Below are 21,416 nucleotides of genomic sequence, written 5' to 3' on the forward strand. Positions count from 1 at the left end.
TTCCACTCTATCCGGTGATGCCGTACGGCTCAGGGGTACGCCAGCGCTCGAACGGCCGGTCAAGTGTGTAGCGCCCGTCCTTGCCGAGCACGAGCGTGCGGGACTCCCCGTTGCCCGGATTGGAGAGAGATTCGAATTCGGCCACGGACCAGTGGAACCAGCGCATGCAGAACAGCCGCATGGTCAGACCGTGCGTGACCAGCAGAACGTTCGGCGGGTGGTCCGGGTCCTCGAAACTCCGGTGCAGGCTCTCCAGGAAAGCTCCCACCCGGTCGTACACATCTGCCCCGGACTCACCCTGCGCGAGGCGGTAGAAGAAGTGCCCGTAGGCATTCCGGTACGCCTTCTGCAGCTTGACGTCCTCCCGTTCCTGCCAGTTCCCCCAGTCCTGCTCGCGCAGCCGGGGCTCCTCCCGCACCCGCACGCGTTCGAGGTCGAGGCCGAAGGACCTGAACGTCTCGTGCGTACGGCGGTAGGGCGAGACGTACACGCTGACCCGCTCGTCGCCGAAGAGCTCGCGCAGCCGCACCCCCGTCTCGCGAGCCTGCCGCAGCCCGTTCGCGGTGAGCCTCAGCGCATGGTCGGGCTCACGCTCGTACACGGTGTCATCGACATTGCCCTCGGACTCGCCGTGCCGGACGAGGACAATGCGTTTCGGTCTTGCCATGTACCGACCCTAGATCGAGTCGCCGCCGTTCGAGCAATTGTCCGGATCGCGGCGGTCGCATGTCGCGGGCGCGACACCCGCGCCGCGTCCGCTCACACCGTCCATGACGGTTCGAGCTGCACCACGTCACCCGCGAGTGCCGCGACGTCGTCCTCGGTCTGCGCCCGCTGCGAGAGCCGTTCGACGCTCCCCGCCCGGTACTTGCCGCGTTCCGCGCTCGACTGCCACATGGAAAGGACCAGGAACTCATGGCCCGGCGCCTCTCCGAACACTCCCCGAAGCATCCCGGGCGATCCGGCCATCGCCGGATTCCACACCCGCTGCTGCATCAGCGCGAAGTGCTCGACCCGGTCCTCGTGCACCCTGCTGTGCGCCACCCTGAGCACGTCCGCGTCGGTGAAACCGGGTTCGAAGCCGGTCTTCACGTCGAAGCGGTACTCGAACAGCTTGACCTGTATGTCGTTGCAGGTACCCGACTGCGCGGCGGCCAGCGCGTCGTGCCCGCGTGCCATGAAGGAGTCGTAGAAGACCCGGTTCTCCCAGAACGCGAAGACATGCGCCACCTCCGGCCGGCCACGGCTCCAGCCGCCACCCTGCCCCCTGAAGCCCGGCTCCCCCAGCAGCCCCGCCCACTTCCGCTGCCCCCGCTCGAAACCGCGACGGTCGACCACATTGCAGCGAATCCACTTGACCAGCACGGCCCCATCGTACGGGTGCCGGGCGTGGCGTGGGTCACGCTCCGGCGGAGTGCACCGGAACCGGCCCGCGGAATGATCAACAGGAGCACACCCCCGCGGCGGTCCGGGGAAGTTCGGTGGCCCGATTCGGCCGCACGTCGCCAAGCCGGTTGGTTTCACCGACAGTTACCGACATGATCGGGTGACAGAACCGGAGCGACGGCCCCGCGCGCGCAGGAGGGAAGTCCGATGAGCACCCCCAACAAGGACATCGAGAAGGTCGAGGTCAGGCTCAAGTGGGACCCCAGTTCCCAGGGCGAGTCCCCCAATGACCTCGACATCATCGCGGCGACCTACCCGGCCGAGGAGCCGTACGGCAGCCCCGCCTACCTCGTGCACTTCGACAGCCGTGCCCCCGACGGCACGATCACGCTCAACCGGGACAGCCGGACCGGTCAGGGCCTGGGATACGACGAGGTGATGACGCTGGAACTGGACCGGCTGTCGGAGTCGTACACCCGGGTCATCGTCGGTGTGGCCATCCAGCAGCGCGACGGCCACAAGAACTTCGACGCCGTGGAGAACACCGCGGTGCAGATCCGCGAGGGGTACGACACCCTGGCCGAGGACGACTTCTCGACGGTCGGAGCCTCGACCGCGGCCGTCGTCGCCGAGTTCGTCCGGGACGCCTCGGGAGTCTGGCTGTTCCACGACACGGTACGGGGCTTCGACGGGGACGCCGACTCGTTCGCCGCGACGATGGGAAGCCGCCCGTCCGGAGCGTGAGACTCCGGTTATGGGTCGGGGCGGGAAGGTCTCCGAGGAGATCTTCCCGCCCCTTGGCCGGCCTCTGTGCGCGGCTCAGCCGTTGCGCCTCAGGCTGCCGGGATCAGCTGCAACCGCTGGTCGAGCCGCAGCCCTCGCAGATGTAGCAGGATCCAGCGCGCTGCATCTTCGTACCGCAGGAGAAGCAGAGCGGGGCGTCGGCGCTGATGCCCAGCTGCATCTCGACGAGCTCCGCCGAGGTGTGCGCCGTCTTCGGGTCCGGCTTCTCGGCCTCCCGCACGGGGGCGACCGCCTTCAGCGGTTCCGGCGTCCGCACGGGGGCGGACTGGGCCAGGCTCTCGACGTCCAGCTCGTCGTCGTCCAGCGAGGCCTCGTACGAACCGGTGTCGAGGTGGCGCTGACGCTCGTCGGCCGAGTGGATGCCGAGCGCCGAGCGGGTCTCGAACGGCAGGAAGTCGAGCGCCAGGCGACGGAAGATGTAGTCGACGATCGACTGCGCCATCCGCACGTCCGGGTCGTCCGTCATGCCGGCCGGCTCGAAGCGCATGTTGGTGAACTTCGAGACGTACGTCTCCAGCGGGACGCCGTACTGCAGACCGACCGAGACGGCGATGGAGAAGGCGTCCATCATGCCCGCGAGGGTCGAACCCTGCTTGGACATCTTCAGGAAGACCTCACCGAGACCGTCGTCCGGGTAGGAGTTGGCGGTCATGTAGCCCTCGGCGCCGCCCACCGTGAAGGAGGTCGTGATGCCGGGGCGGCCCTTGGGCAGACGCTTGCGGACGGGACGGTACTCGACGACCTTCTCGACCGCGGTACGGATGGTGTCCTCGGCCTTGGCGGTGACCGCCGTCTTCTCCTTCTCCTTGGTCTTCGCGGAGAGGGGCTGGCCGACCTTGCAGTTGTCGCGGTAGATCGCGAGCGCCTTGACGCCCATCTTCCACGCCTCGAAGTAGACCTCTTCGACGTCCTCGACGGTGGCCGTCTCCGGCAGGTTCACCGTCTTGGAGAGCGCGCCGGAGATCCACGGCTGGATGGCCGCCATCATGCGCACGTGACCCATCGCGGAGATGGAACGCTCGCCCATCGCGCAGTCGAAGACCTCGTAGTGCTCGGGCTTCAGGCCGGGCGCGTCGATCACGTTGCCGTTCTCGGCGATGTGGGCGACGACCGCCTCGATCTGCTCCTCGTGGTAGCCCATGCGACGCAGGGCCTGCGGGACGGTGCCGTTGACGATCTGCATCGAGCCGCCGCCGACCAGCTTCTTGAACTTGACCAGGGCGAGGTCGGGCTCCAGGCCGGTGGTGTCGCAGGACATCGCGAGACCGATGGTGCCGGTGGGCGCGATGACCGAGGCCTGCGCGTTACGGAAACCGTTCTTCGCGCCGAGGCGGATGACGTCCTGCCAGGCCTCCGTCGCGGCGGCCCAGATCTGATTGTCGAGGTCGTCCGCGTGGACGGCCACGGCGTTGGCGTCGGAGTGCTGCTTCATGACGCGCTGGTGCGGCTCGGCGTTGCGGGCGTAGCCGTCGTACGGGCCGACGACCGCCGCGAGCTCCGCGGAGCGACGGTAGGAGGTGCCGGTCATCAGCGAGGTGATGGCCCCGGCGAGCGCGCGGCCGCCGTCGCTGTCGTACGCGTGGCCGGTCGCCATCAGCAGGGCGCCGAGGTTGGCGTAACCGATGCCCAGCTGGCGGAACGCGCGGGTGTTCTCACCGATCTTCTCGGTCGGGAAGTCGGCGAAGCAGATGGAGATGTCCATCGCGGTGATGACCAGTTCGACGACCTTGGCGAAGCGCTCGGACTCGAAGGACTGGTTGCCCTTGCCGTCGTCCTTGAGGAACTTCATCAGGTTCAGCGAGGCCAGGTTGCACGAGGTGTTGTCCAGGTGCATGTACTCGCTGCACGGGTTCGAGCCGTTGATCCGGCCGGACTCGGGGCAGGTGTGCCACTGGTTGATCGTGTCGTCGTACTGGATGCCGGGGTCGGCACAGGCCCAGGCGGCCTCGGCCATCTTGCGGAAGAGGGACTTGGCCTCGACCTCCTCGATGACGTCACCGGTCATCCGGGCACGCAGCCCGAACTTCCCGCCGGCCTCGACGGCCTTCATGAACTCGTCGTTCACCCGGACCGAGTTGTTGGCGTTCTGGTACTGGACGGACGTGATGTCGTCGCCGCCCAGGTCCATGTCGAAGCCCGCGTCACGCAGGGCGCGGATCTTCTCCTCCTCCTTCACCTTGGTCTCGATGAAGTTCTCGATGTCGGGGTGGTCGACGTCGAGAATGACCATCTTGGCCGCACGGCGGGTGGCGCCACCGGACTTGATCGTCCCGGCGGACGCGTCGGCGCCGCGCATGAAGGAGACCGGACCGGAGGCGTTGCCGCCGGAGGAGAGGAGCTCCTTGGAGGAGCGGATACGGGAGAGGTTCAGGCCTGCGCCCGAGCCGCCCTTGAAGATCATCCCCTCTTCCTTGTACCAGTCGAGGATCGACTCCATGGAGTCGTCGACGGCCAGGATGAAGCAGGCGGAGACCTGCTGCGGCTGGGGCGTGCCCACGTTGAACCAGACCGGCGAGTTGAAGCTGAAGATCTGGTGCAGGAGGGCGTACGCCAGCTCGTGCTCGAAGATCTCCGCGTCCGCCGGAGAGGTGAAGTAGTTGAAGTCCTCGCCGGCCTTCCGGTAGGTCTTCACGATCCGGTCGATGAGCTGTCGCAGACCGGTCTCGCGCTGCGGGGTGCCTACGGCCCCGCGAAAGTACTTGCTGGTGACGATGTTGACCGCGTTCACCGACCAGAAGTCGGGGAACTCGACGCCACGCTGCTCGAAGTTGATCGAGCCGTCGCGCCAGTTGGTCATGACGACGTCACGGCGCTCCCACGCCACCTCGTCGTACGGATGCACGCCGGGGGTGGTGTGAATGCGCTCGATACGCAGGCCCTGCTTGGTCGCAGTCGACTTGGTCCCCTTGTTGCGGGAACCTCGTGCCGGGCCGCTCGCCGTCTCTGTCATGCCGCCTCCCATATGTGGGCAAAAACGCCCTGAAGTGCCGAGAGCTTCCCCGGGCACAGTGTGTGTCTGGTACTTCGGACGCCGCGCAGGGCATCCGGAGCAGGTCTGTGTGCCGCCCGGCCGCCGGTCCACGGACCGGCGGCGATCGGCCTGCGCCGCTCAGTCGGCGGCGACGGCGGGAACGGGGACCTCAAGGGTCTCGCCGGTCCCGCATCCTTCTACGGGAGGCCGCTGCTCGCGGAGTTCCACGATGGCGGCCTCGAAGTCTTCGAGGCTGTTGAACGCCCGGTACACGGATGCGAACCGCAGGTAAGCGACCAGGTCGAGTTCCTGCAGGGGGCCGAGAATGGCCAGGCCCACGTCGTGCGTGGTCAGCTCGGCGCTGCCGGTGGCACGCACCGCCTCCTCGACCCGCTGGCCGAGTTTGGCGAGGGCATCCTCGGTGACCGGCCGCCCCTGGCACGCCTTGCGCACGCCGGAGATGACCTTGGTGCGGCTGAAGGGTTCGGTCACGCCACTGCGCTTCACCACCATGAGCGAGCAGGTCTCCACCGTGGTGAAACGGCGGGAGCAGTCGGGGCACTGACGGCGCCGTCGGATCGAGGTCCCGTCGTCGGTGGTGCGACTGTCGACGACCCGGCTGTCGGGGTGCCTGCAGAAGGGGCAGTGCATGGCTCCCAACCCTCCTTCACAGCACGACTGAATGGCCTCATCAGGCCCCGCGAGGGGCCTTCGAAGCAGTCTCAAGCATAGGCGATGACCGCACCCCCGAAAGACGGGGACCACAACTTCTGGGCGGCTGGAACAATCCAACCACTAGATCTTGGGTTTAGCCGCGCATTTGGCCCTAGCGCGTGTCGCGCGTCACGGGCGGCCGGAAGGCAGCGTACGACCGAGCAAGAGGGTACGGGAAGCATCCGGCTCCACCGATTGCGGGTCGGCGGCTTCCGGGGCGCGAGGAGGACCGGAAGCCGACCCCGCGCGGCGCCACCGCGGCCGCGAACGCTACCGTAATGGCTCGAATTGCCGTTCGACCCAGCGACGGGCAGCACCCCTCCGGCTTCGCGCATACACCTAGCAATGAACGCTCAACAGGCTTTTATTTGTTTTTCACTCGAACGTGTGTTTGGCGCAACCTTTCGAAAGCTACTACCGTTGTGCAGCTAGGGAGACCATTCGAGAGGGGCCGACGTGACCACCACCGCAGACAGTGCCATCATCACTGCCCAGGACCGCTCCCAGAGCCGACTCGAGCCGGTGCATGCCATGAATGACTCAGTCACGAACACGGAGGGGCCGGAGCCCGCGCGCCCAGCGCGCTCGCTTCCCGGGCGACCTCCTGGAATCCGGGCGGACAGCTCGGGGCTCACGGACCGCCAGCGGCGAGTGATCGAGGTCATCCGGGACTCCGTGCAGCGGCGGGGGTATCCCCCGTCGATGCGGGAGATCGGTCAGGCGGTGGGCCTTTCCAGTACGTCCTCCGTCGCGCACCAGCTCATGGCCCTGGAGCGCAAGGGCTTCCTGCGCCGTGACCCGCACCGCCCCCGGGCGTACGAGGTGCGCGGTTCGGATCAGTCCAGCACACAGCCCACGGACACCACGGGGAAGCCGGCGGCTTCCTATGTGCCGCTGGTCGGCCGGATCGCTGCCGGTGGTCCGATCCTCGCCGAGGAATCCGTCGAGGACGTCTTTCCGCTCCCCCGCCAGCTGGTCGGTGACGGAGAGCTCTTCGTACTGAAGGTCGTCGGTGACTCGATGATCGAAGCGGCGATCTGCGACGGCGACTGGGTCACCGTCCGGCGTCAGCCCGTGGCGGAGAACGGAGACATCGTCGCGGCGATGCTGGAGGGCGAGGCCACGGTCAAGCGCTTCAAGCGGGAGGACGGTCATGTCTGGCTGCTCCCCCACAACTCCGCGTACCAGCCGATCCCCGGCGACGAGGCGACCATCCTCGGCAAGGTCGTGGCGGTGCTGCGGCGGGTGTGAGGCCTCGACCGCTCCGACGGGGCCCCGGGATCGGCCGTACCGACCCCGGGGCCCCGTCCGTGCGACCCGGCCCCGTACGGAACTACTTCTCCGCCGCCATCGCGGCGGCATCGATCGCGGCGAGCGAGCGACGCGTCTGATCGCGGTCGGTCGTGTACCAGAAGTCGGGGAGCGAGGCGCGCAGATAGCTCCCGTACCGGGCATTGGCGAGCCGCGGATCGAGCACCGCGACGACACCCTTGTCACCGGTGGCACGGACGAGCCGGCCGGCGCCCTGCGCCATCAGCAGCGCCGCGTGCGTCGCCGCGACCGCCATGAAGCCGTTGCCCCCCGCTTCCTCCACCGCCTTCTGGCGCGCGCTCATCAACGGGTCGTCGGGCCGGGGGAACGGAATCCGGTCCATGACCACCAGCTGACAGCTCGCCCCCGGGACGTCCACGCCCTGCCAGAGCGAGAGCGTGCCGAAGAGACAGGTCTCCGGAGAGGCCGCGAAGTTCTTGATCAGCTCTCCCAGCGTCTCCTCGCCCTGGAGCAGGATCGGCCTGTCCAGCCGGCTCCGCAGCTCCTCGGCGGCCGACTGGGCGGCCCGCATGGAGGAGAACAGCCCCAGGGTGCGGCCGCCCGCGGCCTCCACCAGCTCGGCGAGCTCGTCCAGCATGTCGGTGCGGGAGCCCTCCCGGCCGGGTGTCGCCAGATGCCGGGCGACGTACAGGATTCCCTGCTTCGGGTAGTCGAAGGGCGAGCCGACGTCGAGCCCCTTCCACTGCGGGATGTCGTCGCCCGCGGTGCCTTCGGGGGCGAGCCCGAGTGACGCTCCCACCCCGTTGAAATCGCCGCCGAGCTTCAGCGTGGCCGAGGTGAGTACGACGGAGCGGTCCGTGAAGAGCTTCTCCCGCAGCAGTCCGGAGACGGAGAGCGGGGCGACCCGTACGGAGGCACCGAAGCGTTCGTGGCGTTCGTACCAGACGACGTCGTACTCGGAGCCCTGCGTGATGCGTTCGGCGACACCGTGGATGGTCTCCACCGAGGCCAGTGCCTGCTTGCGGACGGCGTCCTCGTCCTGGACGGACTTGTCCCGGGTGGAGCCGAGGGCGGAGATCACCGTACGTGCCGCGTCGCGCAGGGCCATCAGCGCGTAGCCCAGATCCTCCGGCACCTCCTCCAGCCGGCCGGGGAGCGCCAGCTCCATCACGCGCTCGAAACCCTCCGACGCGCTCTGCAGCGCGTCGGCGGCCTTCTCGTTGACCAGCTTCGCCGCGCGCCGCACCGCTCGGCCGACCTGGCCGGGGGTGAGCTCGCCGGTGGCCACGCCGGTGACCCGGGAGACCAGCTCATGGGCCTCGTCGACGATCAGCACCTCGTGCTGCGGGAGCACCGGGGCGCCCTCGATGGCGTCGATGGCGAGGAGCGCGTGGTTGGTGACCACCACATCGGCGAGCTTCGCCCGCTCACGGGCCTGTTCGGCGAAGCACTCCGCCCCGTACGCGCACTTGCTGGCGCCCAGGCACTCGCGCGAGGAGACGGAGATCTGCGCCCAGGCACGGTCGGAGACGCCCGGGGTGAGGTCGTCACGGTCGCCGGTCTCCGTCTCGTCCGACCACTCCCGCATCCGCAGGAGGTCCTGGCCGAGCTTGCTCGACGGGGCCGCGGCCTCGAACTGGTCGAAGAGCCCCTCTTCCTCCTCCTGCGGCACTCCCTCGTGGAGGCGGTGCAGACAGAGGTAGTTCGACCGGCCCTTGAGCATCGCGAACTGGGGGCGGCGGCGCAGCAGCGGATGCAGGGCGTCGACCGTACGCGGCAGATCGCGCTCCACCAGCTGGCGCTGGAGGGCCAGGGTCGCCGTGGCCACCACGACACGCTCGCCGTGGGCCAGGGCGGGCACCAGGTAGCCGAGCGATTTGCCCGTGCCGGTACCGGCCTGGACGAGCAGGTGGGAATGGTCGTCTACGGCCACGGCGACCGCGTCGGCCATGGCGGCCTGACCGGGCCGCTCCGTACCGCCGACGGCGGTCACGGCGGCGTGCAGGAGCTCGGGGAGGGATGGCTTCGTCATAGCCCGACCAGCCTACGGGGCGCCACTGACAACGGCGATCACTCCCGGCCTCACGCGGAGGGGTGGAGCGGGTTGGGCACCGTGCCGTGGACCGCCGCGTGCGGTCGCTCGGGGCGGTCCCGGTAGCCGTCCAGATGCAGGCGGTTGCGGTTCAGACAGAGGCGTTCGATGCGCGGCGTCAGCATGTCGAACATCTCGAACCTGTCCTTCAGCTCGGGAAAGCGGGCGTGGTGGCGCAGGATCTCCGCCCGGACGAGTGACCAGAATTCGGCCTCCGGGACGCCCAGCTGCTCCTCGCAGAGCGGGGAGAGGAAGCGGAAGACTCCGGTGAAGAGCCCGGAGTGGATGAACTGGGTGAGGAAGGCCGGCTCCTCGGTGAGCAGGACGCGGCGTACGTCGTGCGGCATGGTGTCGTGCTCCGGCAGCTGCCGGGCGCTGATGTTCACGTCGTCCACGAAGTCCTTGATCGCCAGACGGACGGGGACGTCCTGGCCGTCGAAGACGACGATGGCGTTCTCGCCGTGCGGTGAGAACACGGTGCCGTAGCGGTAGAGGAAGTGCAGGAGCGGCGGGAGCAGCGCGGCGAAGAGCCGGGTCAGCCACGCGGTGGGAGTCAGTCCCGAGCGGGCGACCAGCTCGGCGGTGAAGGCACGGCCCTGCGGATCGGTGAGCAGCAGCGAGGCGAGGGTGCGGGCACGCTCGCCGGGTGCCAGACGCGGAAGGAGGGGCTCGCGCCAGATCGCGCCGAGGATCTCCTTGAACTGGTACGGCGTCTCGGGGAGGTGGTCGTACAGCGGGTGCTCGACCGTGACCGACGCCACCTCTCCGAGCAGGATGACGCCGCAGGTGTCGCGGAGGAAGGGATCGCCGTCGCGCAGCCCCTGGACCCATCCGGTGACGGCGGGGGCGGCGAGGGTGCGTTCGGTCGGGAGTCCGCGCCAGACCAGTGTGTTGAGGATCGACAGCGGCAGCTTGACGGTGTGCCGGTCGGGCCGCTCAAGGTTGACGAAGGTACGGATGGACTGCTGCGGCAGCCGCAGGTCCGGGTCGGCGTGCAGGGGGACGATGTCGCCCGCGGCGATGGCCGGGGCGAACAGGGGCACGATCCATTCGTCCCACTGCCAGGGGTGGACGGGCAGACAGTAGTAGTCGTCGGGGTCCAGGCCCCGGGCGCGGAGGGCGGCGGCGAAGGACTCGCGGACCGCTGGGTCGAGCTCCTGGGCGTAGAGCTGCTCGGCGGAGGCGAGCGAGTTCACTCCCCGGTAGGCGGCGATCCGGGAGGAGACCGCGATCCACGGCAGTCTGACCGGCCTGCGGGCCTCGGGCGTGAAGCGGGACGCGTCGGTGGCGGAGAATCCGAGCCGCCCTTTGTTGGCGACGATCCAGGGGTGGCCGGTCTGGTGCCCTTCGAGTTCCGCGTAGTCGAGGTCGGCCAGCGCGGCGACGGTGAGCGCGCCGTGGTCGAGGCGGGCATCGGCGGTGAGCGTGGTGGTGAGCTCGCGGACGAGGTGGCCGAGGGTGGCGCCGTCGATCCCGAGGAGACGGCGGGCGCGGGCGAGGAAGAGCAGCGGGTCGCGGAACGGGACGCCGGCTGGGGCAGGGTCCCTGGCCGGATCGGTGTGTCCGGCGCGGCCGGGCTCGGCGGGCGCGTCCGGCCCCGGTGCGGCGGGCGCGGCGGGCGCTTCGGCCGGGGGCGCGGCGAGTGCGTGTGCCTCGGTCTCCGCGGTGGTCGCCTCGCGGATCGAGTCGGGGGCGACCCGCCAGCTGCCGTAGACCCCCCGCCCGGCGGTGAAGATCAGGCTCCCGCCGTCGTCCAGCACGAGGGTGTACGTATCACCCCCGACGGATCGCGGAACCGGCTGGATGACTTCCTCGTAGGCGAATTCGCCGAGCATCTTCGCAAGCATCCGGGCGGCGGCTCGGTCCCACACCGCCCGGGTGAGTTCTGGAGTGCTGCGCAGCGCGGGCGACTCCGCTGAATCATGGCTCGCGGGATATGTGGGCACGGGGACTCCTCGGGGTGGAACCGATGGGGTTCGAGCGGTGTGGAGAAGGCGGCAGTTGGTTCACAGCTGGGCACGGTGGGTTCGGTCGCGGATCATCAGCGCGGCCCGCTTGTCCGGGAGTTCGACCTCCGCGGAGAAGCGGAAGCCGGCGCTGAGAAAGGCGGAGACGGAAGGGGTGTTCCGGAGGTCCGGTTCGGCGACGACTCGTGGGCACAGGGGGCGGTTGTCGAGTACGAGGTCGGAGGCGGCGCGGAGCAGCGTGGTGCCGACTCCATGGCCGCGCTTGTTCACTTCACCGATGAGGAGGTGGATTCCGGTGTCATGCGGGCGGGCGGGGTAATGGCGGGCCAACGGGTCCAGGTCGGCGCGGTAGATCTCCCAATAGCTCATGGGGATTCCTGACAGCACCCCGAGACAGGGAAGGCTGCGTCCGTCGCCGCCGAGTTGGGGCATCAGATGCTCGGCAGTCACGGTTTCGGCTCCGGCGAGTTCCCAGAAGGCCGCCACGGCAGGGTCGTTCATCCAACGGCTGATCACCGCGAGGTCGCGCTCCAGCCGCACGGGCACGAGCTGGAACACTCCGGCCGGCGTGGTGACGGGCTTCCACGCGGCCGGCCGGTCGAGCAGTTCGGAGACGTGTGCATCGGTGGGAGGCACGGTGATGCTCTCCTCTCTCAGCGATTCGGACGACGAGGTGGCTTCGGGCCCGGTGTAATTCCTTCAGCCGCAAAGGGGGTTGGTGATGGTGACGTAGACGGACTGGGTGTCGACGGGGCCGACGAGTTCGTCGAGGCCGTGCAGCCGGGTCAGCATGTTGGCCTTGCAGCGCAGGCGCGGAGTCTCCAGCAGGTGCGCGGGGAGCGGGGATCCCAGCCCGGCGGCCGCTCCCAGGAACCGGCGGAAGGCGGCGAGGAGCATCCTTTCGTCGGCGAGCCGCTGGGCACCGAACGCTCCGATCAGTCCGAACACGTTGTTGATGCCGAGGTAGTACGCGAAGCGCTCGTCGGTGATGGCATCGGAAACGAAGGTGTCGCTGACCGATCCGATGCCGGGGAGCCTGCGCTCAAGGGCCGAGCGGTGTGACTCACGGAAGTAGTAGCCCTGATTGTCGCGGTAGCGGCCGCCGACCGGCCAGCCCTCGGCGTCGAGCATGACCAGGGTGTTCTGCTGGTGGGCTTCGAGGGCGACCCCGGCGTGTGCGTCGAGCCAGAGCACCGGCCGGACGACACGGTCGAGGTAGCGCAGGAACCACTCGGCGGCGACGGCGGTCGTGGTCCGTCCGGTGCCTGCGGCGAGCCGGCGGACGAGGTCGGCGAGGCGTGAGTACATGCCTTCCCGGCCCGGCCAGGGGCGCGGCGCGGTGAGTCCGGCGATGCAGACCGCGTCGTCGTGCCGGCCGAAGGGGTTGTGGCGCAGCATGACGTCGAAGCCGTGGACGGGCTCGCCGTCCGGGGTGTCGACCGCGAGCCATGCGGGGTCCCGGACGATGTCGAAGCCGGGCTGGGCCAGGTGCAACTGCGTGGCGAGTCCGCTGCGCAGCAGCCGGTGGACCTCCACCCCCCGGTGGAGTTCCTTGCGGAGGTTCTCCCGGCGGGAGTTGGTGATGCGCAGTCCGAGGGAGAGCTTCAGCATGGTGTCGACGCCGGGCCGCTGCACGGTGCGCACCGACGAGGTGGGGTGCCAGCGCGCGCCGTACGGCCCCAGGTCGTGCACGAGTCCGGCGTCGAGCAGGGCGGCGACCTCGGGCCGGTTCCCCAGTTCCCGGGCCTGCCAGGGGTGGAGCGGAATCGGCGCGGTGTGCTCGGGGAATCGGAGCCCATCGGCGTGCCGGGCCACGAGTTCCGTCGCCGGCACCGGTCGGCCCTGGTCGGTCCACGCGGAGTCGGATGCCAGTACCGACCGGTCGACGGCCATCCAGTGGAGGGGGAAGGAGCCGTTCAACTCAGGTGAGTAGAGGCGGGATTCGGAGTCGGAGAGGCCTTCGCGGCTTTTGGGAGAGGGGTGGAGGGGATGTCCGAGGAGGAGTGACTGCTCCGCGGTGAGGAAGAGGTCGGCCTCGGCGGGAGCAGCGGGGCGGCGGCGTTGGACGTCGATGAATCCGGCGGTTCGCCGTACCGAGTCGGCGACCCTGGCCACCATGTCGGCGCCCTCGTGGTGGTCGGCCTCGCGGCCCAGGAGAGCGGCGACGGTGACGGCGTCCGCGGTGGGCGCCCCGTCGGGTGCCTGTTCCAGGACGGGCGCGCCGAAGCGGTGCCAGCCCGTGGCCGACCAGTGGCGGACGGGGACGAGCAGGGCGGTGCCGCTCGCGGGCAGCGGGATGCGGAGGGTCTCCCCCTCCGGGCGGGCCAGGTCGCATTCGCGGACCCAGCAGCGGAGCAGGTTCTCGATGCCGGCGGCATCCGCGGCCTGGACCGGGTCCGGGTGGTCCAGGGGGTCGGCGGCCGGTGCCGGGCAGATGGGCGTTGCCCTGGAGGCGTACCACTGGCCGTGCGGCACCTCCTTCTGACGCGGCACGGTCGTCGGCTCGACAGCGAGGTGGCCGGATGTTCCGGCCTCTCCTCGGTGGGGGCTGGAGGGAGGGCCGTCGGCCTCGGGCGCGGGGGTGGGGTTCACGGCGGTCTTTCCTGTGATGGTGTCCGGATCAGCGGATCGACCCGGTCGCGGTCCGTCGGTGCGGTGAGCGCTCCGCGGCTGCCATGGCGTCGGCGAGGCGGGTGATGACCGCTGTTGCCTGTTCGTCGGTGAGCGTGAGGGGAGGTAGCAGGCGTACGACCGTGGAGTGGCGGCCGCCGAGTTCGACGATGAGACCTCGGCGCAGGCACTCCTGCTGGACGGCGACGGCGAGGAGCGGGTCGGGCGGGGGCTCGTCCCCTCCGTCCACCGGGGCCGCCTCGGGGTCGACGAGTTCCACCCCGATCATCAGGCCCCGTCCTCGGACGTCGCCGATGCACGGGTGGTCCGCGGCGAGTGCCCGCAGGCTCGCCAGCATCCGGGCGCCGAGGATCCCGGCCCGCTCGGCGAGCCCGTTCTCCCGGACGTGGGCGAGGGTGGCCGTGCCCGCCGCCATCGCGAGCTGGTTGCCGCGGAAGGTGCCCGCGTGAGCGCCGGGCTGCCAGGTGTCGAGTTCGGAGCGGTAGACGATCACTGCGAGCGGGAGGGAGCCGCCGATGGCCTTGGAGAGCACCATCACATCGGGAACGACCCCACTGTGCTCGACGGCCCAGAAGGCACCGGTCCTGCCGACGCCGGTCTGGACCTCGTCCGCGATCAGGGGGATGGACCGGGACGCGGTGATCTCCCGCATCCGGCGCATCCAGCCGTCCGGGGCGGGGTTGACGCCGCCCTCCCCCTGTACCGGTTCGAGGATCATTCCGGCCGGGGCGGGCGTTCCGCTCTTCGGGTCGTCCAGCACGGTCTCGGTCCACCGCGCGGCGATCCGCGCGCCGCGCTCACCGCCGATACCGAAGGGGCAGCGGTAGTCCTGCGGGAAGGGGAGACGGGTCACCCGTACGTCCTGGGCGCCCCCGGATGCCGCGAGGGCGCCGGCCGTCATGCCGTGATAGGCGCCGGTGAAGGCGAGCAGGCCGTTACGTCCGGTGGCGGCGCGGACCAGTTTGAATGCCGCCTCGACGGCGTCCGTACCGGCGGGTCCGCAGAACTGGATCCGCGCGTCGTCCGCGAACTCGGACGGCAGCGTGGCGAACAGCTCCGTCGTGAAGGCGTCCTTGACCGGGGTGGCCAGGTCGAGCACATGCAGGGGTGCGCCTGAGTCGAGGACCTTCTTGATCGCTTCCAGGACGACCGGGTGGTTGTGCCCGAGGGCCAACGTCCCGGCTCCCGACAGGCAGTCGAGATAGCGTCGCCCGTCCGCGCCCTCGACCGTCAGCCCCCGGGCCCGTACGGGGACGATCGGCAGCGACCGGGCGTAGGTACGGGCGGCCGACTCGCGCATCGCCTGGCGGCGCAGGATTCCCTCGTACGCCGTGGGCGGCGCCGCCGGAGCTGGTTCGGTCACGGCCACGGCTCTTGATCCTCCCGCTGTAACGGTTGCGTTGCACGTCAGCACGATTCCGCAGGGACGGGCTGCGGGGGTGAACTCTGTCCCTGTGTCCCCCGTACGTACCAACGACGCAGGACGCAGGGGATCACGGGTAAATCTGAAGATCCTTGCGGAGCGGAACCATGCCCCTGCCGCACACCGTCCACACCGGCACCGGCATAGTGGGGGACCGCGCCGAGCCTCCGGGACAGCTTCCCGGCGGCCGCGGCACCTCCGGAGCGGTCCCGGAACGCCGTCCGGAGAACCGTCCGGTGCGCCGTGCGGAAGTGCAGTACAGAAGCGTTGAGTTACGAAGTCCCAGGGGGATCACCAGATGCGACTCATTCGACCAGCAGCCGCCGCACGCCGTGGGGGGAGCGCCCGTCGCTCCTCCCCCGTGCTCGCCACCGCGGCGGTCGCCGCCGTCCTCGCGCTCACCGCGACCGCCTGCGGGCCGGACGACAACGGTGCGAGCGCCGAGCCGAGCGGCAGTTCCGCGGGCCAGACGTCGGACACCAAGATCACCGTCCCGGACGATCTCAAGGACCGGCTCAAGGAGCACGGGATCGACCTCGGCCAGTGGAAGAACGGCGACTGGAAGAACTGGGACAAGGACAAGTGGCTGCGTGAGGCCAAGGACTTCATCAATCCGATCATCGCGGGCCTCTGGGACCCGGACCGGATGCGGGACGCCGACAAGTCGCCCGAGAAGCCCGTCGACAACGACATCTCGGGTGACGAGGGCGTGACCGACCCGACTCCGGCGCCGGTCCGGGCCGTGGGCGTGAGGACTCCGCTCCACGACAACGCCGCCGAGTCCGGAAAGCTGTTCTTCGACGGCCCCGAGGGCTCGATGGTCTGCTCGGCGACCGTGGTGAAGGACCCCGAGCACCCCGGCAAGTCCAACATGGTGTGGACCGCCGGCCACTGCGTCCATGCGGGCAAGAAGGGCGGCTGGTACCGCAACATCGCCTTCGTGCCGTCGTACAACGACAGCGGCCTGTCGACCGATGAGCTCCGGAACAACCCGCCCAAGGAGAAGGTCGCCCCGTACGGCGTGTGGTGGGGCGCGTGGGCGCAGACCTCCGAGCAGTGGATCGACCAGGGTTCCTCGGTGGGCGGTCTGGGCGCCCCGTACGACTTCGCGGTGCTGCACGTGACACCGGAGAAGGGCTCGAACGGGAAGTCCCTGGAGGAGACGGTCGGTTCGGCGCTGCCCGTCGAGTTCAATGCCCCGGCCGCACCCGAGATCGCCGAGATGACGGCCACCGGCTTCCCGGCCGCACCGCCGTACGACGGCCAGAAGCTGTTCCAGTGCAAGGACAAGCCGGGCCGGCTCTCGCTCACCGAGGCCGACCCGACGATGTACCGCATCGGCTGCTCCATGACCGGCGGTTCCTCCGGCGGCGGCTGGGTCGCGGCGGGCCGGGACGGCAAGCCCGCGCTGGTCTCGAACACCTCCATCGGCCCGGTGACGGCCGGCTGGCTGGCCGGTCCGCGCCTCGGCAAGGAGGCCAAGGGCGTCTACGACTCGGTCAGCAAGAAGTACGCGGGACAGTGAGGACGGGCCGTCACCCGTCCAGGCACGGGTGACGGCCGGTCAGCCTTCGGCCCGGCGGGAACGCCGTCCGCCGGAGCCGAAGGCCCCTGGCCTGTCCAGGCTTTGTCCCCAGGTCCCGCCACACCCCGCACGGGGTGGTCCCGCATCATCATCGACAGCCGGCCCGGCCGGCGTATTGCATGACACGCTCATGCCATTCACAAGATTTCAGGGGGAATCTTTTCCATGCGATCCATACGTCCGCTGCTCGCGGCCACCGGCCTCGTCGCCGCGCTGACCCTGACCGCCACGGCCTGCGGTCCGAGCGAGGACAAGGCGGCCGACAAGCCCGCTGCCACGGAGACCGCCGGTGCCGGCGACGGCGGCCTGTCCGCCGGTCTGGCCGACACGCTGAAGAAGCACGGCGTCGACCCGGAGAAGTGGAAGAACGGCGAGTGGAAGAACTGGAACAAGGACAAGTGGCTGCGTGAGGCCAAGGACTTCGTGAACCCGGTCATCGACGGGCTGTGGAAGCCCGACCGGATGAAGTCCGCCAAGGACCCGGCCAAGACCATGTCCGCCGGTGACCTCTCCGGCGGCCAGGGCGTCAGCGACCCCGAGCCGAAGCCGGTCGGCGCCGAGCGCGAGAGGACGCCGTACCACGACTACGCGGCACCGGTCGGCAAGGTGTTCTTCGACTCCCCCGAGGGCCACATGGTCTGCTCGGGCACGGTAGTCAAGGACCCGAAGAACCCCGGCAGGTCCAACCTGGTGTGGACCGCCGGCCACTGCGTCCACGCCGGCTCCCGGGGCGGCTGGTACCGCAACATCGTCTTCGTTCCCGCGTACAACGACCAGGGCAAGGACGCCGCCGCGCTCCGGAACGCGCAGCCCCAGGAGATCGCCCCCTACGGCGCCTACTGGGCCGACTGGGCCACCACCTCCGGCGAGTGGCTGGCCGACGGAGGCCCCACCGGTGGCGAGGGCGCGCCGTACGACTACGCGGTTCTGCACGTGCGGCCGGAGAAGGGCACGAAGTCCCTGGAGGAGACCGTGGGCAACGCCCTGGCGGTCGACTTCGACGCCCCCGAGGCCAAGCAGATCAGCTCGATGGGCGCCTGGGGCTACCCGGCGGCCCCGCCGTACGACGGCCTGATCATGCACAAGTGCGTCGACCGTCCCGGCCGGCTCTCCATCAGCCCCGCCACCCCCACGATGTACCGCATCGGCTGCACCATGACCGGCGGTTCCTCCGGCGGCGGCTGGTTCAGCGAAGGCACCGACGGCAAGCCGGCGCTGGTCTCCAATACCTCCATCGGCCCGGTGACCTCGGGCTGGCTGGCCGGACCTCACCTGGGCCGGGGCGCCGAGCAGATCTTCACGATGATGAGCGACAAGTTCGGCGGTCAGTGACGACGCCGCACGACGAACGGCCGACGGCCCGCTCCCTGGATGGGGAGCGGGCCGTCGGTCTGTACGGGGCTGCGCAGCGGTCAGTGCACCGCGGGCACGAACGTGGAGAGCTCCGAAGCGAGTTCCTCGTGCACCAGTGCCTTGAGCATGGTGCCCTCCGGCAGATGCTCCTCGGAGATCACCTCGCCCTCGGCGTGCGCCCGGGAGACCAGGCCGCCCTGGGTGTACGGCACGAGTGCCTCGATCTCGACCGAGGGCCGGGGCAGTTCGCTGTCGATGAGCGTGAGCAGCTCGTCGATTCCGGCGCCGGTCCGGGCCGACACCGCGATCGCGTGCTTCTCGATGCGCAGCAGCCGCTGGAGCACCAGCGGATCCGCGGCATCCGCCTTGTTGATCACCACGATCTCGGGCACGTCCACCGCACCCACCTCGCGGATCACCTCGCGCACGGCGGCGAGCTGCTCCTCCGGCACCGGGTGCGAGCCGTCCACCACGTGCACGATCAGGTCGGATTCGGCGACCTCCTCCATGGTGGAGCGGAACGCCTCGACGAGGTGGTGCGGCAGATGCCGAACGAAGCCGACGGTGTCGGCCAGCGTGTAGATCCGGCCGCTCGGTGTCTCGGCCCGGCGCACGGTCGGGTCGAGGGTGGCGAACAGCGAGTTCTCCACCAGCACGCCCGCGCCGGTCAGCCGGTTGAGGAGTGAGGACTTACCGGCGTTGGTGTAGCCGGCGATCGCGACCGAAGGCACCTTGTTGCGCTTGCGCTCCTGGCGCTTGATCTCGCGGCCGGTCTTCATCTCCGCGATCTCCCGGCGCATCTTCGCCATCTTCTCGCGGATCCGGCGCCGGTCCGTCTCGATCTTGGTCTCACCGGGGCCACGGGTCGCCATGCCGCCACCGCCGCTGGAACCGCCGCCGCCCATCTGACGGGACAGCGACTGACCCCAGCCTCGCAGCCGCGGCAGCATGTACTGCATCTGTGCCAGCGAGACCTGTGCCTTGCCCTCACGGGACTTGGCGTGCTGGGCGAAGATGTCGAGAATCAGGGCGGTCCTGTCGACCACCTTGACCTTGACGACATCCTCCAGGTGGATCAGCTGGCCGGGGCTGAGCTCACCGTCGCAGACGACGGTGTCGGCCCCGGTTTCGAGGACGATGTCGCGCAGCTCCAGGGCCTTGCCGGAACCGATGTAGGTGGCCGCGTCGGGCTTGTCGCGGCGCTGGAAGACGGCGTCGAGCACCTGGGCTCCGGCCGTCTCGGCGAGAGCCGCCAGCTCGGCGAGCGAGATCTCCGCGTCGTGCACGGTGCCCGAGGTCCAGACACCGACGAGCACCACGCGCTCCAGGCGCAGCTGCCGGTACTCGACCTCGGTGACGTCCTCGAGCTCGGTGGAGAGTCCCGCCACCCGCCGCAGTGCGGCGCGCTCGGAGCGGTCGAGCTGTTGGCCGTCCCGCTCTCCGTCGATCTCGTGGCTCCAGGCGACGTCCTCTTCCATCAGGGCGTCGGCCCGAAGGGGCTCGTTGAGGCTCTCGGTGACATTCTCCGTGGCGCTCTGCGCGTCCTGCGCGTCCTGGGGAAGGGAAGAAGAGGAGGTCATTGGATCCTTACGTCGTAGGAATGGTCGTCAACAGTCACAACGTGTGACCTCCCCGGATGATTCCCGCACGGGGAAGGCTCCGGGCCGGCCGCCGCGGCGACCCGTCGATAGTGACATGGCGCTCCCCGCCCGTCACGCGGGTTTACCGCCGCCCGCCGGTGTGGTGCTGTGCCAGTCCGGGTGGCCGGGCATGGGCGGCGTACGTGTCCCGTACAGCCAGCCGTCGAAGAACGTGCTCAGGTCGCGTCCCGCCACCCGGGATGCCAGCCGGGTGAAGTCCGCCGTGGCGGCGTTGGAGTCGCGGTGCCCGCGCACCCAGAGCCTCTCCAGCCGGTCGAAGGCGCTGTGGCCGATCTCCTGGCGGAGCGCGTACAGGACGAGGGCGCTGCCGTCGTAGACCACCGGGCGGAACAGGCTGATCTTCTCGCCCGGGGCCGGCGCGTCGGGGCGTGCGGGCGGCCCTCCGTCGGCGCGCCAGCCGTCGGACCTGGTGTAGGCGTCACGCATCCGTCGTTCGAGCGGCTTGTCTCCGTGCTCCTGCGCGTAGCGTGCCTCGTACCAGCTGGCGTGTCCCTCGTTGAGCCAGAGATCGGACCAGGTCCGCGGCGAGACGCTGTCGCCGAACCACTGGTGTGCCAGTTCATGGACCATGACCGAGTCGACGTACCACTCGGGGAAGCCGTCGTCGGTGAACAGGCGGCGTTCGAAGAGCGACAGGGTCTGGGTCTCCAGCTCGAAGCCGGTGTCGGTGTCGGCGATCAGCACGCCGTAGTTCTCGAAGGGGTAGCGGCCGACCTGCTTCTCCATCCATGCCAGCTGCCCGGGTGTCTTCCTCAGCCACGGTTCCAGCCGCTTCCGGTCGGCCGCCGGCACGACGTCGCGCACCGGCAGTCCGTGCGGCCCGGTCCGCCGCACGACGGCGGACTTCCCGATGCTGACCTGGACCAGTTCGGTGGCCATCGGGTGGTCGGTGCGATAGGTCCAGGTGGTGCGGTCGCCGTGCCGGGTACGCCCGGTGCGCAGACCGTTGGCCACCACCGTCAGGTCCTGGGGTGCGGTGATCCGGAAGGTGAAGTACGCCTTGTCGGCCGGGTGGTCGTTGCTGGGGAAGACGCGGTGCCCGGCGTCGGCCTGGTTGGCCATGGCGAGTCCGTCGGCGGTCCGCACCCAGCCGCCGCTGTTCCGCTCCCCCCGGGGATCGCTGGTGTGCCGGACCGTGATCCGCAGCGGCACGCCGGCCGGGAGCCGGCCGGGGGGCTCGACGATCAGGTCCTCGTCCTCGACCGCGAAGCCGGCGCGCAGGCCGTTGACTTCGACGGAGTGCACGGTGCCCCGGGTGAAGTCGAGGTTGATCCGGTCCAGCGGCCCGGTCGTCCGCGCGTCGATCGTGGTGACGGCTTCGAGCGGTTCATCGTTGCGCCCCGGGTAGTCGAGGCCGATGTCGTAGGCGAGTACGTCGTATCCGGGGTTGCCGAGGTGGGGGAAGAGCGGGTCACCGATGCCGAGCGGCGCCGGTGCGGGCAGGGTGGCGGCGACGAGAGCGGCCGATGCGGTGGCCAGCAGAGCGGTCCGCAGACGGCGGGGGAGGAACGGCATGGACTACGGCTACCAGCGCCGCCCGCCCGTCACGGGACGGCG

15 protein-coding genes are annotated in these 21,416 nt (G+C 69.7%); 4 read left to right on the plus strand and 11 right to left on the minus strand.

Annotated elements, in window-relative coordinates:
* Positions 1-7 precede the first annotated feature (7 nt).
* Both AB0I52_RS15280 and AB0I52_RS15285 read right to left on the minus strand, forming a co-directional pair.
* A complete protein-coding gene (locus tag AB0I52_RS15280; protein WP_363072639.1) occupies positions 8-667 on the minus strand; it encodes a histidine phosphatase family protein in 660 nt (219 codons plus the stop codon).
* Positions 668-759: 92 nt separating this feature from the next.
* On the minus strand, positions 760-1,365 hold the full coding sequence (locus AB0I52_RS15285) for a YdbC family protein (RefSeq protein WP_363072641.1): 606 nt from the start codon (positions 1,363-1,365) through the stop codon (positions 760-762).
* Positions 1,366-1,593: 228 nt separating this feature from the next.
* On the opposite strand from AB0I52_RS15285, the gene AB0I52_RS15290 reads away from it, so the two are divergent.
* Complete coding sequence (locus tag AB0I52_RS15290; protein WP_363072643.1) at positions 1,594-2,130, plus strand: TerD family protein; 537 nt, start codon at positions 1,594-1,596, stop codon at positions 2,128-2,130.
* A 103-nt stretch (positions 2,131-2,233) separates the two neighbouring features.
* Here the strand turns inward: AB0I52_RS15290 and AB0I52_RS15295 are convergent, their stop codons facing one another.
* Both AB0I52_RS15295 and nrdR read right to left on the minus strand, forming a co-directional pair.
* On the minus strand, positions 2,234-5,140 hold the full coding sequence (locus AB0I52_RS15295; RefSeq protein ID WP_363072645.1) for a vitamin B12-dependent ribonucleotide reductase: 2,907 nt from the start codon (positions 5,138-5,140) through the stop codon (positions 2,234-2,236).
* A gap of 159 nt (positions 5,141-5,299) precedes the next feature.
* Positions 5,300-5,812 carry a transcriptional regulator NrdR gene (nrdR, locus tag AB0I52_RS15300; RefSeq protein WP_073737717.1) on the minus strand — a complete coding sequence of 171 codons (513 nt, stop codon included), beginning with the start codon at positions 5,810-5,812 and terminating at the stop codon, positions 5,300-5,302.
* Between the two features lie 519 nt (positions 5,813-6,331).
* On the opposite strand from nrdR, the gene lexA reads away from it, so the two are divergent.
* Positions 6,332-7,126, plus strand: a complete 795-nt coding sequence (gene lexA / locus AB0I52_RS15305; protein ID WP_363072648.1) for a transcriptional repressor LexA — start codon at positions 6,332-6,334, stop codon at positions 7,124-7,126.
* 82 nt (positions 7,127-7,208) lie between these two features.
* Here the strand turns inward: lexA and AB0I52_RS15310 are convergent, their stop codons facing one another.
* The 5 genes from AB0I52_RS15310 to AB0I52_RS15330 form a co-directional block, all read right to left on the minus strand.
* Positions 7,209-9,179: an ATP-dependent DNA helicase gene (locus AB0I52_RS15310; RefSeq protein ID WP_363072650.1), complete on the minus strand. Its 1,971-nt coding sequence runs from the start codon at positions 9,177-9,179 to the stop codon at positions 7,209-7,211.
* Between the two features lie 50 nt (positions 9,180-9,229).
* A complete protein-coding gene (locus AB0I52_RS15315) occupies positions 9,230-11,185 on the minus strand; it encodes an IucA/IucC family siderophore biosynthesis protein (protein WP_363072652.1) in 1,956 nt (651 codons plus the stop codon).
* A gap of 60 nt (positions 11,186-11,245) precedes the next feature.
* Positions 11,246-11,842, minus strand: a complete 597-nt coding sequence (locus AB0I52_RS15320; protein WP_363072654.1) for a GNAT family N-acetyltransferase — start codon at positions 11,840-11,842, stop codon at positions 11,246-11,248.
* Positions 11,843-11,905: 63 nt separating this feature from the next.
* Positions 11,906-13,798, minus strand: coding sequence for an IucA/IucC family protein (locus AB0I52_RS15325; RefSeq protein ID WP_363072656.1), 1,893 nt, complete (start codon positions 13,796-13,798; stop codon positions 11,906-11,908).
* Positions 13,799-13,826: 28 nt separating this feature from the next.
* Positions 13,827-15,206, minus strand: coding sequence for a diaminobutyrate--2-oxoglutarate transaminase family protein (locus AB0I52_RS15330; RefSeq protein ID WP_363072658.1), 1,380 nt, complete (start codon positions 15,204-15,206; stop codon positions 13,827-13,829).
* A gap of 415 nt (positions 15,207-15,621) precedes the next feature.
* Here AB0I52_RS15330 and AB0I52_RS15335 point away from each other — a divergent pair, with 415 nt between their 5' ends.
* Together AB0I52_RS15335 and AB0I52_RS15340 are read left to right on the plus strand one after the other, a co-directional pair.
* On the plus strand, positions 15,622-16,785 hold the full coding sequence (locus AB0I52_RS15335) for a hypothetical protein (protein ID WP_363072660.1): 1,164 nt from the start codon (positions 15,622-15,624) through the stop codon (positions 16,783-16,785).
* A gap of 225 nt (positions 16,786-17,010) precedes the next feature.
* Positions 17,011-18,177, plus strand: a complete 1,167-nt coding sequence (locus AB0I52_RS15340; protein ID WP_363072662.1) for a hypothetical protein — start codon at positions 17,011-17,013, stop codon at positions 18,175-18,177.
* Positions 18,178-18,257: 80 nt separating this feature from the next.
* Here AB0I52_RS15340 and hflX read toward each other — a convergent pair whose 3' ends face one another.
* The gene (hflX, locus tag AB0I52_RS15345; RefSeq protein ID WP_363072664.1) at positions 18,258-19,778 is read right to left on the minus strand and encodes a GTPase HflX; all 1,521 of its coding nucleotides are present in this window, start codon (positions 19,776-19,778) and stop codon (positions 18,258-18,260) included.
* Positions 19,779-19,910: 132 nt separating this feature from the next.
* Positions 19,911-21,374: a M1 family metallopeptidase gene (locus tag AB0I52_RS15350; RefSeq protein WP_363072666.1), complete on the minus strand. Its 1,464-nt coding sequence runs from the start codon at positions 21,372-21,374 to the stop codon at positions 19,911-19,913.
* Between the last annotated feature and the right edge of the window lie 42 nt (positions 21,375-21,416).

The organism is Streptomyces sp. NPDC050423 (genome assembly GCF_040655445.1).
GTDB lineage: Bacteria > Actinomycetota > Actinomycetes > Streptomycetales > Streptomycetaceae > Streptomyces.